At 45.8% G+C, this 18,345-nt stretch carries 12 protein-coding genes and 1 rRNA gene; 2 read left to right on the forward strand and 11 right to left on the reverse strand.

The genetic code is table 11. The annotated features are described in order from the left end of the window. The 4 genes from H9L42_RS12370 to H9L42_RS12385 form a co-directional block, all read right to left on the reverse strand. Nucleotides 1–109 (reverse strand): 16S ribosomal RNA (locus H9L42_RS12370); the annotation flags it as partial. 459 nt (nt 110–568) lie between these two features. After that, nucleotides 569–1,273 carry a pyruvate formate-lyase-activating protein gene (pflA, locus tag H9L42_RS12375; protein ID WP_187303715.1) on the reverse strand — a complete coding sequence of 235 codons (705 nt, stop codon included), beginning with the start codon at nt 1,271–1,273 and terminating at the stop codon, nt 569–571. 96 nt (nt 1,274–1,369) lie between these two features. Further along, nucleotides 1,370–3,598, reverse strand: a complete 2,229-nt coding sequence (gene pflB, locus H9L42_RS12380) for a formate C-acetyltransferase (protein ID WP_187303716.1) — start codon at nt 3,596–3,598, stop codon at nt 1,370–1,372. A gap of 262 nt (nt 3,599–3,860) precedes the next feature. Then, complete coding sequence (locus H9L42_RS12385; RefSeq protein ID WP_187303717.1) at nt 3,861–6,056, reverse strand: peptidase U32 family protein; 2,196 nt, start codon at nt 6,054–6,056, stop codon at nt 3,861–3,863. Nucleotides 6,057–6,131: 75 nt separating this feature from the next. Here H9L42_RS12385 and H9L42_RS12390 point away from each other — a divergent pair, with 75 nt between their 5' ends. Beyond that, a complete protein-coding gene (locus tag H9L42_RS12390; protein ID WP_187303718.1) occupies nt 6,132–7,352 on the forward strand; it encodes an AI-2E family transporter in 1,221 nt (406 codons plus the stop codon). Here H9L42_RS12390 and H9L42_RS12395 read toward each other — a convergent pair. Beyond that, the gene (locus tag H9L42_RS12395; RefSeq protein ID WP_187303719.1) at nt 7,334–8,377 is read right to left on the reverse strand and encodes a PTS sugar transporter subunit IIC; all 1,044 of its coding nucleotides are present in this window, start codon (nt 8,375–8,377) and stop codon (nt 7,334–7,336) included. The two genes, H9L42_RS12390 and H9L42_RS12395, sit on opposite strands and share 19 nt — an antisense overlap. A gap of 171 nt (nt 8,378–8,548) precedes the next feature. On the opposite strand from H9L42_RS12395, the gene H9L42_RS12400 reads away from it, so the two are divergent. Next, nucleotides 8,549–9,079, forward strand: a complete 531-nt coding sequence (locus tag H9L42_RS12400; protein ID WP_187303720.1) for a transcription repressor NadR — start codon at nt 8,549–8,551, stop codon at nt 9,077–9,079. Between the two features lie 54 nt (nt 9,080–9,133). Here H9L42_RS12400 and H9L42_RS12405 read toward each other — a convergent pair whose 3' ends face one another. The 6 genes from H9L42_RS12405 to H9L42_RS12430 all read right to left on the reverse strand — a co-directional run bounded on the left by H9L42_RS12405 (nt 9,134) and on the right by H9L42_RS12430 (nt 18,222). Beyond that, nucleotides 9,134–10,168 carry a hypothetical protein gene (locus tag H9L42_RS12405; RefSeq protein WP_187303721.1) on the reverse strand — a complete coding sequence of 345 codons (1,035 nt, stop codon included), beginning with the start codon at nt 10,166–10,168 and terminating at the stop codon, nt 9,134–9,136. 238 nt (nt 10,169–10,406) lie between these two features. Next, nucleotides 10,407–11,756, reverse strand: coding sequence for an aspartate aminotransferase family protein (locus H9L42_RS12410; RefSeq protein ID WP_187303722.1), 1,350 nt, complete (start codon nt 11,754–11,756; stop codon nt 10,407–10,409). Between the two features lie 143 nt (nt 11,757–11,899). Then, nucleotides 11,900–13,702, reverse strand: coding sequence for a sigma-54-dependent Fis family transcriptional regulator (locus H9L42_RS17185; RefSeq protein ID WP_187303723.1), 1,803 nt, complete (start codon nt 13,700–13,702; stop codon nt 11,900–11,902). A 157-nt stretch (nt 13,703–13,859) separates the two neighbouring features. Further along, nucleotides 13,860–15,509 carry an MBL fold metallo-hydrolase RNA specificity domain-containing protein gene (locus tag H9L42_RS12420; protein ID WP_187303724.1) on the reverse strand — a complete coding sequence of 550 codons (1,650 nt, stop codon included), beginning with the start codon at nt 15,507–15,509 and terminating at the stop codon, nt 13,860–13,862. Nucleotides 15,510–15,701: 192 nt separating this feature from the next. Next, entirely contained in the window at nt 15,702–16,955 is a 1,254-nt protein-coding gene (gene preA, locus H9L42_RS12425) for an NAD-dependent dihydropyrimidine dehydrogenase subunit PreA (protein WP_187303725.1), read from the reverse strand. A gap of 1 nt (nt 16,956) precedes the next feature. Next, nucleotides 16,957–18,222, reverse strand: a complete 1,266-nt coding sequence (locus H9L42_RS12430; protein ID WP_187303726.1) for an FAD-dependent oxidoreductase — start codon at nt 18,220–18,222, stop codon at nt 16,957–16,959. Between the last annotated feature and the right edge of the window lie 123 nt (nt 18,223–18,345).

Here is an 18,345-nt window from a genome sequence, read left to right on the forward strand (position 1 = left end):
TCCACTCTTAACTTCAACCGAAGCGTCCGTTAAAAGCTTCTCGCTCGACTTGCATGTGTTAGGCACGCCGCCAGCGTTCATCCTGAGCCAGGATCAAACTCTTTTTGAATGGTATCAAATCTTTCCCTCTCGGAAAAGCTTCAATCTCGTTTGTCTCGCTCATTTCACGCTTCTCGCGCTTTGCGATTTGTTCCGAAATCTCTTCGTTTTCTTTTTTGGAATTTCCGGAAACGTTCAAGTTGTTTTCTTCTTGTCCGTCTTCCTTCCATCTCCCGGAAGTCTCTCGACTCCCGTTCGCTGGATTTCTATGCTATGAAATTTTCATGGTTCTTGCCCTTTTCGGGCACTGTCCGCTTTTCAGCGAACATCTGTTATTTTACCATCTTCTGAGCTGTTTGTCAGCCACTTTTTTTATTTTTTTCCGTCTTTCTTTCTAGCTCTTCGTGGCCGCTCTCATCTGACAGCTTGTCTATATTACCAAATCATTCCCTCTCTGTCAACACCTTTTTCGAAACTTTTTTATCTTTTTTTCCCTCCCCCTGTTTTTGCACGTTTGACAGCACCGTTCCTATAATAGCTGGCTAAGCCTGGCGAGTCTGCCCCGGTCCATAGGAGGAACGTTTCGCAGCTTATAAGGAATGCCCAGCTTATCCCATTTTTCAATAGCCATATTATGATATCCAAGAAGCTCAATGGTGTATAAGTTTTTCACCCTCTGTTCCACAAAAGCTTTCAGCGACTTAACATCTTCCTCGGTATCGTTGATTCCCGGAACAATGACTTGTCGAATCCATAACGGCTTATTTTCGTCGTTAGCAAAATCGATTACCTGCAGCAAATTATCTTGACTAACCCCTGTTATTTCCTTAAATTTCTCCTCATCCGGATGTTTTACATCTAAAAGCAACATCTGGCTTTTTTCGATCGCGCCTTTTGTAAAGTCATCCACCCATGTGCCGCTGGTATCAAGAATGGAAGAAATCCCTTCCTTCGAAAGCGCTTCCATAGCTTCGATTAAAAATTCCCCCTGAAGGAGAGGTTCTCCACCGGAAAATGTCACTCCTCCATCTTTGCCATAATAAGGTCTGCCTCTTTGGGCAGTATGCACCACCTGTTCAACCGAAATTTCTTCTTTGCCGGCGGTGGACCAGGAGTCGGGGTTATGGCAGTAAACGCACCTGGCCGGACACCCCTGTAAAAAAAATACCGTTCTAATTCCCGGCCCGTCAACCGCCCCAAAAGTTTCAATCGAATGTAATCTCCCTGTCGTCATAGTTCCTCCTTAAAACCGATCCGATTCAACCTTTAACAAATAAGGTGCCTTCACGGACAAAGGCACCTTATTATTATAATCGACACTTCTCTTTTTTTAAATAGCGGAATGGAATGTCCTTTGAATGACTTCCTTTTGGTGGTCTTTCGAAAGGGAGTTAAACTTAACCGCATAACCGGATACTCGAATCGTAAGATTTGGATATTTATCCGGATTTTCGTAAGCATCAATCAGCAATTCTCTATTCAGCACATTGACATTCAGATGATGCGCGCCCTGACGGAAGTATCCGCTCATGAGGCCTACTAAAGTATCCACCTGCGCATCTTTCGTCTTTCCCAGGGTTTCCGGAGTGATACTGAATGTATAGGACACGCCGTCCTTACAGTCTTCCCATTTTACTTTGGAGACAGAGTTCAAAGACGCGACCGCTCCGTGGTCATCACGGCAATGCATTGGGTTTGCACCAGGCGCGAAGGGCTCTCCCGCCCGTCTTCCATCCGGAGTATTCCCCGTCTTTTTGCCATAAACGACATTGGAGGTAATTGTCAGCACTGACAGGGTGTGTACCGCGTTTCTATAAGTCGGGTGCTTTCTCAGCTCGTTAATCGTCCCCTGGGTCAGTTCAACGGCTATCTGGTCCACTCTGTCATCGTCGTTTCCATATTTCGGGAATTCGCCGATCGTTTTATAGTCTACAATAACCCCTTCTTCATTTTTAATCGGATACACTTTCGCGTATTTAATCGCGCTGAAGGAGTCTGCCGCTACGGAAAGCCCCGCAACGCCAAAAGCCATCAATCTTCCGATATTACTGTCCAGAAATGCCATCTGACTCTTTTCATATGCGTATTTATCGTGCATGTAATGAATGATATTCATTATATTAACATAGAGTCCGCACAGCCAGTCTCTGTAAATATTGAAACGTCTCATAGCGTCTTCGTAGTCGATCGGCCCGTCTCCGACCGGTTCCATCTGCGGGCCGACTCGTTCCCCAGTTCTTTCGTCCACGCCTCCGTTAAGAGCCAGGCAAAGAATTTTTGCCAGGTTGTATCTGGCACCAAAGAACTGCATCTGTTCCCCCATTTTTATCGCGGAAACGCAGCAGGCGATGGAATAGTCATCTCCATAGGACTTCCTCATAACATCATCATTCTCATACTGAATCGAATCGGTATCGATTGATACCTTCGCGCAGAAACGTTTAAACGGCTCCGGCAGATGTTCCGACCAGAGTACCGTCATATTTGGCTCCGGCGAAGGCCCCAGGTCATATAAAGTATTCAGCATCCGGTAGGAGTTCTTTGTAACCCGTGTCCTGCCGTCCGCTCCCATACCGCCGATCCCCTCTGTAATCCACATAGGATCGCCGCCGAACAGCTCATTATATTCCGGAGTTCTCAAATGCCGCGCGACTCTCAGTTTTAAAATCAGATCATCTACGAATTCCTGTATCTCGCTTTCGGTGTACACACCGTTCTCCAAATCCCGCTCTGCGAAAATGTCAATAAAGGTTGACGTTCTTCCAAGAGACATAGCCGCCCCATTCTCTTCCTTTATCGCCGCCAGGTATCCGAAATACAACCACTGAATCGCCTCTTTTGTATCTTTTGCGGAGTCGGAAATATCATAGCCGTACATGGCTGCCATCTTTTTAATCTCGCCCATTTCGACAATCTGTTTGTGAATTTCCTCAATAAGCTGGATATTTTCGTTCGTCATCGGTTTTTGGGACAGTTCCGCTTTGTCTTTTTTCTTTTCTTCAATCAGAAAATCCATTCCATACAAAGCGATCCTTCTGTAGTCGCCGATAATTCTCCCTCTCCCGTAAGCATCAGGAAGTCCTGTAATAAATCCAAGGTGTCTCACCTTTTTCATTTCGTCCGAGTACACACTGAATACGCCATCGTTATGAGTTGTCACATATTTAAAAATCTCTTCTACTCCATCATCCAGCTTCTCACCATAAGCTTCAACGGACTGCCTCGCCATTCGAATGCCTCCGAATGGGCATATTCCGCGTTTCAGCGGTTCGTCAGTCTGGAGCCCTACAATAATATCCCGCTCTTTATCTATATATCCGGGAGGAAATGCTGTAGCAGTCATAATTCTGCTGGCATCCACTTTCAGCACACCGTCATGCTTTCTTTCTTCTTTCAGAAGCTCCTGAACTTTATCCGCCACAATCCTCGTCCGTTCTGTCGGTCCTGCCAAGAAGCTTTCGTCACCTTCGTATGGATGATAATTGAGCTGCATAAACTCTTCGATGCTGATTTCATCCATCCACTTTCCCGGCTTGAAGCCTTTCCATTGTTCTTTCATAATCGGCCCCTCCTTTTGTGTTCTGTATATTGTATACATATAAAAACAAAAATTATTAGCAGGAATCACAACCTGCTTTTCGTCTACCACGCTTTTTCCTTAGAAAAAAGGCGTTCACCAATTGAAAGTCTTACTTTTTGTATACATAATACACCTGTGTACAATCCTTCGTCAACCCCCATTTTTTGTATTTTTTTCCGTACTTGATGAACGCCGCGCATCCGCTTTTTCAATCTTCATTTTTTCCTGTTATTCCAATGGTTTACGGAATATATATCCGAGATTCTCCCTCTTCTTTTTCTGCTCTGCGGACTAGTTCTTTTATAGAAGGAAGCTTTCCTTTCGGAAAAATCAAACTCTTATCACCTTCTTCATTGTATACAATTTCGTACAATTCATTTTTTCGATCCGTTAGGCTTGACGTATGGAATTGATGCTCGGAAATCATCAATGGAATAGGCCCGTTTTCTATCTTCCACCGCTCATGGGATGGGACTGCCTGCCTTATCCCTTGCAACACAACCGACTCCACCGCTTTCTGGTTATACAAATTCAAGCCATAGTCCGCGTAAAGAGGAACGCCTTCCGCCGCAAACTCACGAATCCAGCCCAAATTCCCTACGGAAATGCCGCACCGTTTCGTTTTCTCCACAATTTTATCAAAATTTTCTTCTATATATTGATCCAGGCGTCCTTTACTGATGTTTAAAATATACGGAACAATATCTTCTTCTCTGCTGGCGAGATGATTCTCCACAAAAAAACGCAAAGGTACGTAAATTCTGAGGGGCAGCTCTTTCTCTTTCAAAAGAGCTTTTACCGCATCTAAGTCAAACTGCTGAAAAGATGTTCCCTGATAGAAATAAAAGGCCAATCTTTTTTGGCGCTCCGTTTTTTCAAAAGAAATTCTCCGCGGCATTTCTCTGCAGCGCCTTTTTCCCGCTCTTTCTTTTTCCTCCGTAAGGCGAAGGAGGGCTTCCCTCCTAAGACGGTTCAGTGAAGAAATTGGCAGCGCGCACCCTTCTTCCAGATTCATTTTAATGGATTCCACATAAAAAGGTGTGCCTCCTGTCTTACTTAGCTGCCTTTCCGCAGATTCCTTTTCAAGGACCCTGTTACGGGCTTTTTCCGCAGCTACACTTTCATCACAGACGGTTACACTCCACTTACTGCTTCTGACCGTAAGAACCGGCGGCTGCCCGATCCGAACCTGCAAATTCATACAGACAGGCACTGTCTTTTTGCATTTTGTTCCTTCCGGGCCTGCTTCCTCATAGGAGCGCCTCAGACTCTGCATCAAAGCGGCATCCGTTATCTTGTATACCCTGTCACCTGTTCTGACCGTTCCCTTGATGTCACCAATCCGAAGCATTCCGCCTTTTCTCTCTTGTCTGTAGGTGAGGATATTTCCGACCAACTCTCTGCTCCGAATTTCAATTCCATCACCGATCTCAAGAGAAGCGGTCGGCTCCACATCCACCAGATTTGTTCCCGGTACGCGCTTTACGACAGTCCCCGCGAAAACGCCCTGGTGCTTTGGCAGCCTGCCCGACAGAAACTCCGCCCCTGGATTTCCCTTCAAATATCCTTCTGTAAAGCCTCCACGATTAAACACCTGCATCAAAACGCGTCGGTCCTCTGCCGATACTCGAAACTTCCCACTCTTCGCATAGTAGTCCAAATACTTTCGATAAATTCGCGTTACGGCCGCGACATATTCAGCTGATTTCATTCGTCCTTCAATTTTCAAAGATGTGACACCCGCTTCTGCCAGCTCCCCTAAATCATCTACCGTACACAGATCCTTCGGGCTGAGAATGCAGGCTGTCTTCCCCTTATCATCTTTATAAGGCAACCGGCACGGTTGGGCACACAAGCCCCGGTTCCCGCTTCTTTCTCCACGGCCCAAAATCCGACTCATCTGACACTGTCCGGAGTAGCAAATGCATAACGCTCCGTGGACAAAAACTTCCACTTCGCAACTAGTGTTATCTGTAATTTGTTGAATTTCTGCCAGAGATAGTTCCCTTGCCAGGACGACTCTGGAAAACCCCAGCTCTCTTGCTTTTTTTACACCAGAAAGATTATAAATACTGCCCTGGGTGGACAGATGAAGCGGCAAATCAGGAAGATACTGCCGCAAAAGATACGCTAGTCCCAAATCCTGTACAATCAGCGCGTCTACTCCCATCTCATAAAGTTTTGCCGCGTATTCCAGCGCCGGCAAAAGTTCTTCGTCTTTCAAAAGTGTATTGAGCGTCACATGAACCTTTACGTCCCGCAAATGCGCGTAATCAACCGCCTGTTCCAGTTTTTCTTCTGTAAAATTGTCAGCTTGGATCCTCGCGTTGAACAGCGGTCCTCCAAGGTAGACCGCATTTGCCCCATTCTCAACCGCCGCAACCAGTTGATTCATGCCTCCTGCCGGCGCCAGCAGCTCTGGTATCTTCTTTTTCATAAAATTCTCCATAATAAAAATTGCTATTAATTTTTGTATAGTATATAATAACCCCTATACGGAGGGGATACAAGGATGAAAAAAATCAAAGAATATATGAGGGACCGCGCGTTTATAAGGGGAAGCCTTTTTATTGTGTTTAATGCATTTCTTTTATATGTGCTTTACTTTGTTGTAAAAAATTTCAGCAGTATTGCAAGTTCTTTGGGAAGCGGCATCAGCGCTTTGCTGTCAGCGTTTTCACCGCTTTTTATTGGACTGATTATCTCTTACCTGCTGAATCCTCTAGTTACATTAATTGACAAAAAACTGATGCAAAAAGTCTTTTTTCGGGTCCCTGAAGATCCGCTCAAAGCGGAAAAACGCAGAAAGCTCAGCCGATTTATCAGCGTTTTGCTTACCTTTATCATTGTGCTCGCGGCAATCGCCGCAATTATTTACGGGTTTGCCGTAATGATTGTGGGACAACTTGTATTCACCAATTTTTCTACAACATTTAATAATGTTCTTCAGACGTTCCTTTCCTACGAGGTGGAATTAAAGCAATGGGTTTCTCAGAATTTCCCGGATGGCTTTCTTTCCGAAAAGGTTATGGATGCTTCAAATTCGGTAATCTCCTGGTTCTCTGAGAATTTTAGCGCTTCTACTGCCGTCTCGGTTGTTTCCGGCGCTGTAGGGAGTGTTGTAAATTTTGTTATCGGCGCCATTGTCAGCATTTATCTGATGAAAGATAAAGACTTTTTCCTTTCCATTTGGAGAAAATTCCTTCATCTGGTGTTACCGCAACGAGCAAATGCGGCTGTAACAGAGACTTTAAACGAAGTAAACGGGGTTCTTTCTCAGTTTGTGCGGGGCGCTCTCCTGGACGCGGTGTTTGTAGCGATACTTTCCTCCATTGGACTGTCGATTGTCGGGCTGGATTTTGCGGTATTTATCGGAGTCTTCGCGGGAATCGCAAATGTAATCCCTTATTTCGGCCCACTGATCGGAATGATTCCTGCGTTCCTTATTGGATGGCTGACCAGCGATTTTGTGCATGGCGTTCTGGCTGTTCTGGTCCTTGTCATTGTGCAGCAAATTGATTCAAATATTATTTATCCAAAAGTCGTGGGCTCCTCTACCGGATTACATCCTCTGGCTGTGCTTCTTGCAGTCAGCGTCTTCGGATATTTCGGTGGAATTATCGGAATGATTTTAGCTGTTCCGATTGCCGGTATTCTCCAGGTGTTCATCCTTAAATGGGCCTATCGACAAGAGCGCAGACGAGATGAATCTAATTACAAATCCAATTTATAGTCTCCTACCTTAATTTTCCCTGCCCGCTTCAAAATTCGATCTATGACGATTGAAAGCAGCGCGGGAAGCGCAATATGCAGAAGCAGAATTTCCAAAAGAACCGGAACAGAAAATCCCATTGCGGTAAAAGTTCCAATCTGGCCTACCAATCCGGAGGTACCCATACCCGCCCCAGCAGGAACATTCGTCATCTTAAACACTACTGTGGAAAGCGGGCCAATAATCGCTGACGCCAAAGTAGGCGGCACTAAAATCCATGGGTTTTTTATAATATTGGATACCTGAAGCATTGAGGTACCGATTCCCTGCGCCACAATGCCTCCAATGCCGTTTTCTTTCACGCTGATTGCCGCGAATCCGACCATCTGCGCACAGCATCCCACTGTAGCCGCACCGGCCGCAAGCCCGGAAAGATCCAGCATAATACAGAGGGCCGCACTTGAAATAGGCGCGGTCAATACCAGTCCCACAATCACCGAAATCACAATGCCAAACAGGAATGGCTGCCATTCTGTCGCGGCCATAATCACTTTTCCGAGACCAGTCATCAGCTTATCCACAAGAGGGCCAACTATCATAGCGCACAGCGCCCCCATCAGAAGCGTAACCGCAGGCGTCACTAAAATATCTACTTTTGTCTCTTTCGATACAGCTTTCCCGAACTCCGCGCCTAGCGCCGCGGCTAAAAAAGCTCCAGCCGGACCACCGAGAGTTGCGCCCATCATACCCGTAACCGCGCTTGTAAAAAGAACCAGCGGTGGAGCTTTTAGCCCCCAGGCAACTGCCGTACCTACAGCCGCCCCCATGAATTCTCCCGCGGTCGCTCCAGTATCAATCAAAAAATCTGAAATGGAATTCGTTCCGAACAGGACCGCTGTCTGCTCTCCGATCGTCTGAATAATTAAGCCGATCAGAAGGGACGCGAAAAGTCCCAGCGCCATTGCGGAAAGCGCATCCTGAAAATACCGCTTCGCTGTAAATTCAATATTTTTACGTTTTAAAAAACTCTGTTTTGCTTCGGTCATCTGGATTTCCTCCTCTGTTTTCTTCCCTTTAAAAAATGTCAAACACAGAGATTGTAGCAAACAAGCTCCTCTTATGTCAATACACCTGTAAATATTGATTTGAATTTCTTGCCCCCATATGCGTAATATGCTATTATGAACTTGAGATATTTATGAGAGGAGATGATGGGATTGAATGCCAAAGCAAGACGAAAAGAAATTTTAAACACACTCAGAGGTTCGGACGTCCCCGTCAGCGCATCTTCTCTTGCCCAGCAGCTGGCAGTAAGCAGGCAAATCATCGTTGGCGATGTAGCTCTGCTGCGTGCTTCCGGAGAGAAAATCGCATCTACCCCCAGAGGGTATATCTTTGAAGATCCTTCCTCTGCGGCCTTTCCCTTTGAAGGTCTCATAGCATGCTGTCATGCTCCGGAGCAATTGCAGGAAGAGCTTTATACTATCGTAGATTTTGGGGGCTATGTTATCAACGTCATGATCGAACATCCTCTATACGGCCAGCTCTCCGGAGCTTTGAACCTGGGCTCCCGTTACGATGTAGATCTCTTTTTGAAACAGGTGCGGGAAGAGGATAACGCCAAGCCGCTCAGTATTCTGACAAACGGCGTGCATCTTCATCGAATCGGGTGCAGAGATAAGGAAACCTTCGACCGAATCCGAAATTCTTTGGAAAACAAAAAAATCATTTTTGCTTCTCCTGATTAACCAACAAAACCCTGCCAAATTTACTCTTTGACAGGGTTTTATTACCTACTATTTTCAATCTTTTTCAACAATCGCCATCAAGTCAGCGAAAATTCCATACGCGCTCTGCTGAACTTCCGGAGCTTCCTCAATTACTGTAAGCGTTCCCATCAGATCCGTCTGAATCGTAAGTACAGAAGAAGTCCCCTCTATAGACGCATAGATATCCTTTTTATCAACTTCCTCCGGAGCTACCTTTCCGCGGATTTTTCCGTTTTCATCTTTTTCAATCCGGCACATTAGTTTAATCACCGCGTTTTTCTCCGCGGCATTCTTGATGTCCAACTCTGTGATATTCTGAATTCCCTCACACTCTACATCTAAAGGCGTCATATCCGCTCCCATAAAGACATTCGCGAGAACAGCAACTTTCGCTGCCGCGTCATGTCCTTCTATATCATTTGCCGGGTTAGCCTCAATGAATCCCTGCTCTTTTCCATCCTCTATGATCTCTTCCATCTTCCTCCCTTTTTCCATTTCACAGAGAATGTAATTGGTCGCGCTATTGAGAATTCCTTTTACTCCGGTTATTTCACATAGCCTGAGAGAACCTCTCTTCATATTGAAAACAGGAGTACCGTCCATAATTGTTGTTTCATATAAGAAGCGGCAGTGATTCCGTTCCGCTAGTTCCGTCAGCTCTTTCCACGCCCACGCTACCGGGCCTTTGTTCGCTGTAATTGCGTGCTTTCCGCGTTTTAAAGCGCCTCGGATGTGATTTGCCGCGATTTTCCCAGAAGAAAATTCCAGAGGAGTCAGTTCCACCAGAACATCATAATCAACTTTATCTACAATACTCTGAGAAGTTGAATTCTCTGAAAATCCGAGAATCTTGTCAAATCTTCCGCTGTTTTGCACATTTTTGAGAGCCTTGTCCAGATCGATCCCCCACGCGTCGATCAGATTTCCTCTCGTCTTTGTCGTAATCGCGACGACTGTGATTCTCGTATTATATTTTTTCCGAACCTCCTCTTCTTTTTCCAGCAGCATTTTCGCAAACGCCTGCCCCGCATTTCCAAATCCAATCAGTGCTAATTTTAACTCTTTCATGAAACGTTCTCCTTTTATCCGCATTGGTTGCATTTTTCACCGACTACATTATACACAAAAAAAACTGCTACTTCCAGCTTATTTTTTCTTACTGTTATTTTTGAAATTGTTTGACACCAGATATTTGAAAATGGGTAAAGCATTTTTCACACAGCTTTTTATCACAAAAAGAGGTGTACCTATCGTACACCTCTCCATTATCGTTCAATTTAAAATTTAAGCCTATTTATGGAAACGATTATAAACATTCCTTAATTGCTGCTTCGTAGATTTCCAGACCAGCATCGATCTGAGCGTCTGTCGCGCACAGCGGGCACAGGAAACGGATTACGTTGTTGTAAGTACCAGCCGCTTCCATAATCAGACCTTTCTGTACAGCAGCGTTGATGATGTTTGTTACGAGCTCTGCATTCGGAGTCTTGGATTTCTTGTCTGTAACGAATTCAACACCCATCATGCAGCCCATTCCTCTTACATCGCCGATTACTTCATATTTTTCTTTCCATTCGTTGAATGTCTTGTTCAGTTTATCAGCGATTGCTCTGGCTTTTCCTGGATAGTCATCTCTTTCCATAACTTCCGCAACTTTCAGAGCGGAAGCGCAGCTTACCGGGTTACCGCAGTAAGTACCACCGATTGTTCCCGGAGTTACAGCATCCATGATTTCAGCGCTTGCAGTTACCGCAGACAGAGGCAGTCCGCCAGCGATGGATTTTGCAGTTGTCATGATGTCAGGAGCGCATCCGGCTTCTGCGAAGTATTCGGAAGCGAACATTCTTCCGGATCTTGCCCAGCCGCTCTGTACTTCGTCTGTGATCATCAGGATACCGTTGTCATCACAGATCTTTCTAACAGCCTTAACCCATTCGATCGGAGCCGGAACGAATCCGCCTTCGCCCTGTACCGGTTCGAATACGATAGCAGCAGTCGCGTCTTTCGGAGTCGCTTCGATGAATACCTGTTCCAGTTTGTCAATGTAGTACTGGATCGCTTCTTCGTCGGTCATTCCTTCCGGTTTTCTGTACAGGTTCGGGAATTCAGCTCTGTATACGCCGTCCGGGAAAGGTCCCATGCCGATTGCGTAAGCTTTCTTCGCAGTCATAGCCATTGTCATCTGAGTTCTGCCGTGGAACGCGCCAGTGAATACGATGATGTTCGGTCTGCCAGTGTAGCTCTTTGCGATTTTTACTGCGTTTTCGTCAGCTTCCGCACCGGAGTTTACAAACATAGTCTTTTTCTTGTCGCCTTTAACCGGTACGATTTCGTTCATTTTTTCAGCCATCTTGATGTATGGTTCATGAGTCGTGATGTTCATCATGGCATGGAAGAACTTTTCAGACTGATCTTTTACTGCTTCGATCAGTTCCGGATGGCTGTATCCGATATTTAATACGCCTACGCCGCCAACCCAGTCTAAGAAGATGTTGCCGTCAACGTCTTCGAACATTGCGCCTTCACCGCGTTTGATTACGCAAGGATATCCGCATTTGATTGCACCCGGCATTGCAGCTTCTCTTCTGTCAATGATCTTCTGAGCATTTGGTCCAGGTAACGGTGTCACGATTTTAGGTAATGCTTCTCTTAACATTTTCAATTCCTCCATAAATATACTTAAAAATACTAATTGTAAGTAACAAGTTAATTTTATCCTACTTTTAGCGGAAAATCAAGCCATATGGGGCTTTTTCATTTTTTCAGAATACTTCGAATTATGCTTCTAATACTTTAATTCTACACTGTAATATTTAGTTCGGTTAATTTTCTATAAAGTGTCGCTCTTGACAGGCCCAATTCTTTTGCTACCGTATCCTTCGCGTTTCCACTGGTTCCATATTTTTTCAGTTTTCTTGTAATGATTTCCTTCTCATATCGTTTGACCTGCTCGGAAAGGGGCAGGTTCGTATCCTGGAATTTCATCACGTTTTCTTCATTTCTCAGGAGCCGCGCAGGTACTTCATCCATACCGATCGTATCACCGAAAGCCATGTTTGTGCCATATTCCACTGCGTTTTCCAATTCCCGCACGTTTCCCGGCCAGTCGTGGTTGATATAAAGTTCTTCCACTTCCTTTGTAAAACCTGTGATTTTTCGATTCATAAAGGTATTATATTTTCTCAGGAAATGATACATTAAAAGCTTAATATCATCTCTTCGCTCTCTCAAAGGGGGAATTGTCAACGGAATGACGCTGAGACGATAATACAGATCTTCCCGGAAAGTCCCCTCTCGAATCATGCTTTCCAGATCTTTATTGGTCGCGGCGATAACTCGAACATCTACAATAATATTCTTATTTCCGCCAACCCGTTCGAATCTCATATTCTGCAGCACATGCAGAATCTTCACCTGAAGATGCGGCGGCATGTCTCCAATTTCGTCCAGAAAGATCGTCCCGCCGTTAGCAGCTTCAAATTTACCGGCTTTTCCCTTATCACTGGCTCCGGTAAAAGCGCCTTTTTCATAGCCAAAGAGTTCACTTTCCAGCAGATTTTCCGGAATAGCTCCACAATTAACGGTAACAAAAGGCCCTTCGCCCCTTGGGCTGGCGTAATGGATCGCTTTCGCGAACATTTCTTTACCTGTACCGCTCTCGCCGGTAATCAACACGGTAGAGTTTCCCTTGGCAGTAATTAAAGCCTGCTTTTTCGCCTTTTTAATCTCTTCGCTGTTTCCTACAATATCGTCCAACGTATTCTGCAGCGCCCGCGTATTGATATTGTACACAAGTTTCTGCGCTTCCTGGATATCTCGGAAGGATATTACGACACCGCCTATTTCGTCACCGGAAATATAGGGCTTTGCAGTTACGATAAAATGCATTTTCCCTCTTGGGGTTGTAAAGATCTCCTCATTTTCCGTATATCCTCTGCCTGTTTCGATTACTTCCAAAGCCGGAGTTCCCATCATAAAATCATTGATATGCCGTCCGATCAAATCTGATTTGGTTGTCTTAAACAAAGTTGCCGCCATATTATTGCAGTGTTTTATGTATCCTTTTTTATCCAGCGCAAAAATTCCTTCATGAGTTGTTTCCAATACAGTGGACATCTCATCCCTGGACGCTTCCACGCCTTCTAAGATCTCCTGCTGAGACGCTTTCGCCGCCAGAAGATCCGCCATTTTTTCCACGAACGTTACCATACTCCGCTTTTTGTCCAACAGAATGGATTTTTGCTGTTCTGTGAAGGCGATTAGACCGATAACACCGATCGTATCTCCCTGCATAACGATTGGGGTACAGATTTCCGCCAGCTCTCCAAAGTGCGTCCTGCCGGCTCCCATATCATCGTAGTCTTCCGCCCGCTTTGCGTCTTCGATGGATTCTGTTTTGCCGCTGCGCAGGACTCTGGCATACAGATAGTTACTGTCCAGATGTCCTCCCTCTTCTTTCTTCCCAATCATCGAAGCGTAGATGCCGGTCCCTCCTACAATTGTCAAATCTGTGTCTACAATTTCAACTTCAACGCCTATGGCAATGCTGATCGCTTCCGCAACCTGTGTAACACTAGTTGAAATCTCTCGTAAAATGGACATCGCTCTCTCCTTTATGTTTGATAATACCAAATCTTTCGATATATCACTATCTTATAACACAAGAAATCGGATTTCAATATAGTATTTAAGATTTTTTCTCATTTTTAATACATTTTTTCGATTTTTCTAAATTAAGAGTTTTCTCAGTTTCTCCTTTTTACCGATTTTCTTCCGTAACCGCGGCTCCCAGGTTTACAGAGTCTTTCTCCAGCTCAAGAACAATATTATTGATTTTAGCCAGCTTTTCGGGGGACAGCTTGGAGTCCACCGCAAGATGCGTATTATAGAGGATACCTTCCAGCCTTCTATGAATATCCGCGATGTTTTTCTTGACGCTTTCCAGAGCTTCGCTATCCATTGCCTCCTGCATAGCCTCCCGCTTATTAAGAATTTCATCTTTTTCCAGCACAAACTCAGAATTCCCCTGGACTACGATCGGGTGATATCCCAGCTTTTGCTCCACAGTCCGCGCGAAATCTTCTTTTGACTCCGGTTCACCGTGAACCAGAAAAATATGTTTCGGTTCTTTTTGAAAACCTCCCAGCCACATCAGCAGCCCGTCCCGATCCGCATGTCCGGAAAACCCTTCCAAATTGTAAATTTCCGCATTAACCTGAATTTCTTCACCAAAAAGGGTCACTTCTTTCGCGCCCTCCACCAGAAGTCTTCCCAGGGTACCTTCCGCCTGATAGCCGACAAAGATGACACTTGCTTTTGGATTCCAGAGATTATGCTTCAGATGGTGACGGATTCTTCCTGCCTCGCACATGCCGCTGGCGGAAATAATCACCTTCGGACGATCATTGTGGTTGAGCGCGATAGAGTCTTCTGTGCTGCGTGTAAAGCGCAGGTTTTTAAAATCCAGTGGATTATCCCCGTTTGTGATAATCTCTTTCATTTCATCGTCAAAAACCTGAGCATTTCTTTTAAATACTTCCGTCGCGGTCGTTGCCATCGGACTGTCCACATAGACCATCAATTCTTCCAGGTCCTTTTGATATTGTCGATTATTTTCATAAAAGCGGTTAAATTCATAAATCAGTTCCTGGGTTCTGCCGACCGCGAAAGACGGGATCACCACAGTGCCTCCCCGCCGGGCCGTCTTAATCACGATTTCCATAAGCGACTTTACGTCCATGGAATTCTGCGGATGCAGACGGTTGCCATAGGTAGTTTCCATAATAACATAGTCCGCTTTTTTTATAATAGTCGGATCTCTTAAAATCGGCCGATCCATAACGCCCAGATCGCCGGAAAAAACAATTTTAGAGACGCTTTCGCCTTCGGTCACCCATAATTCCGTAATCGCCGATCCCAAAATATGACCCGCGTCATTAAATACAATCTTCATTTCCGGGTTCAGTTCGATGAGCTGGTCATAAAGGACAGGTTTTACAAACTTCAGTGACTCAACAGCATCGTTGCAGGTATACAGCGGCTCTACCAGAGGGCGGCCTGCCCGCTCATTCTTCCGGTTTTTCCATTCCGCTTCTTTTTCATGTATGTATCCGCTGTCCTTCAGCATCACTTCCAACAGATCCGCCGTAGCATCCGTACAATAGATATCGCCTTTGAATCCCCGTTTTACCAACAGCGGGATTCTTCCGCAGTGATCAATATGGGCGTGGCTGAGTACCATATAGTCAATCTCTGCCGGATCAAAGGGAAATGGCTCATAATTCATAGCGTCCATAGCTTTGCCCCCCTGAAACTGTCCGCAGTCCAGCAGAATTTTATGATGCTCTGTTGTGATCAGGTGACAGGAGCCTGTAACCCCGGTTGACGCGCCGCAAAACTGTATTCTCATAGAAGCTTCCTCCTTGTTCATTTCATCTGATGGTTCAAACAATTCTGCTTTTATTATACACCCCTTGCCATCTTCACGCTACAAGCATCCGAAAAATGTGCTTTTGTATCGCCCGCGTAGCAAAACAGCGCCCCCGCAGGAGCGCCGTTTCGCTGTGTATGGTAACTTTTTAAGAAAGTTTTCGAAATGTCTCTATTCGTAATGCTGCTTAACGGTAACATCTACTTGCTTTCTGCCTTCCTTCCATTTAATTTCACCTGGCGTAATACATTCTTGTACCGGACATACGTTGAGACACAGATGACAGCCGACACAATTATCGTTCAGTTCCGGCCTCCTCTTTTCTTCATTCCAGTCAATGGCCTGATGGGCCCCGTCATAGCACGATATGTAGCATCTTCCGCATCCAATGCACTTTTCTTCATCAAATTTTGGCAGAATCTTAAAATCGCGGTTCAATTCTTCCGCCGGAATGATATTCGGCAGAGCGCAGCCGATGAACTCATCCAGCTTATTGTAACCTCTCTCATCCATAAAGTGCATAAGGCCATTTGCCATATCTTCCACAATCCGATACCCATACTGCATGATCGCGGTTGTAACCTGAACATTCCTGCAGCCCAGAGCCAGGAATTCCGCGGCATCCCTCCATGTTTCGATTCCGCCGATTCCAGAAATCTCCAGATCCTTTAATTTTTCATTCTGGAGCATCTGAGCGATAAAACGCAACGCAATCGGCTTTATCGCCGCTCCGGAATATCCGGAAATAGATGACTTGCCATTTACAACCGGCATAGCAGTCATATTCTCAAAATCAATATTTGTGATCGATTTAATCGTATTGATTGCGGATACGGAAGCCGCGCCGCCTTCAATTGCCGCGATTGCCGGTTCCTCCATATTCTTACAATTTGGAGTCATCTTAGCGATGAATGGGATCTTCGTCGTCTCCGCGACTGCTTTGGAATAGGATCTTACCAGTTCCAGGTTAGTCCCCACATCCGAGCCCATATCATGGCTTGTCATCTGCGGACAGGAAAAGTTTCCTTCAATCAAATCGGCTTCCGCCTGCTCCGCCATCTTAGCCAGATCTCTCCATTCCTGTTCATTGCTTCCCATAATAGAGGCAACCATAACCTTATCCGGGTAGGCCCTCTTCAGCTTGCGCATGTTTTCAAAGTTGACTTCTGTAGGTTTGTCGGATATCTGCTCCATGTTTTTAAAGCCAACCCACGGCAGACCTTCTTTATTTACATTATCAAATCTAGGGGAACATTCATCCGCAACGAAAATTCCCACGGTCTTGTAAAACACACCGCCCCATCCGGCTTCAAAACTCTTCGCAACCATTTCATAATTGCTCCCTACCGGCGAAGATGAAAGGAAGAACGGATTTTCGCATTCAACACCTAAATAGTTAATGGATAAATCTTTTTTAACTGCCATCCTATTTCACTCCCTTCTTTTCCAGGTACGCAATCATGGACGCTCCAGCGGCCTTTCCTGCCGCTACCGCTTCTACAACAGTCTTGCCGCCGTTTACAATATCACCGGCCGCAAAATACCTATCGGCGCTTGTCGTCCCATCCTCCGCCGCCTCAATGGTTCCTTTTTCCGTCAATCTGACAGGAGCGATCTTTGTCATATCCTCCGGTCCCTGTCCGGTGGCGAATACAATTGTGTCCGCGGAAATCCGCATCTGCGCGGCGTCATCCCGGAAGCCTTTAAATACAGCAGTCTCTGCTTTTCCGTCTCCTTTTACAGCCATAGGCGCCATACCGGTAGTGATTCCGATTCCCAGTTCCAGGGCGTACTGGAATTCTGTCATATTCCCGGGAGCCTCTTCCAATGTTCTCCTGTAAACAATCTTTACATCTTCCGCGCCCAGAAGCTTTGCTGTAACCGCGCAGTCGACGGTTACATCTCCTCCGCCTACTACGACGACCCGTTTTCCCGGATCAAAGGCCTCACCTTTTGTTCTGGCCTCTTTCAGGAAATCCGCAGCAGCCCAGACGCCTGCCAGATCCTTTCCCTCAATATCAGGAACTCTGGTACCCCAGAGACCCGTTCCGATAAATACAGCGTCAAAACCATCCAGATCGGCCGCGTTTACATTTTTTCCAAATTCAAATTTTATACCGAGTCCTTCCGCCTGAGCAATGTCATGATCCACAACCTCCTGTGGAAGGCGGCTCGGTACAATTCCATATGTAAGAACGCCTCCTGCCTTTTCTTCCCTTTCAAAGATCGTAACGTCATAACCCGCTTTCGCAAGTTCCGCCGCGCACGCAAGAGAAGCAGGCCCCGCCCCTACACACGCGACTTTTCCGGCTTTCTTTTCTTCAGGCGCTTTTAACGTTCGCATCCCGAATACCTGTTCCTGCTCGATCGCATATCTTTGAAGCTTTCCAATCTCAATCGGACGATCAATCCCGCATCTGGAACATGCTTCCTCACACAGTCTGTCATAGGGGCAGACTCTCGCGCAGGTTCCCCCGAGAATGTTGTTTTCCCGAATCGTTTCCGCCGCGCCCTTAACATTCCGGAAGCGGATCGAACGGATAAATTTCGCGGGATCGGTTCCCGCAGGGCAGCCCTGGCTGCACGGTGCGTCATGACACAGCAGACATCTTGCGGCTTCCTCCATAGCAGTCCTGTGGGTAAATCCGCAAACAGCTTCTGCGGTGTACTTTGCCTTTACTACTTTACTCAATTTACACTCCTCCTTACCGCATCACTCGTTCTCACTTGGAAAAAACAGCTGCATCCTCATGTGGCGATTTTATGTCAACGAAAATGCAGCTCTATTCTTACTTTATGATTAAGCAGTACCGCT

It is taken from the genome of Zhenpiania hominis, assembly GCF_014333425.1.
GTDB classification, from domain to species: Bacteria; Bacillota; Clostridia; order Peptostreptococcales; family Anaerovoracaceae; genus Hominibacterium; species Hominibacterium hominis.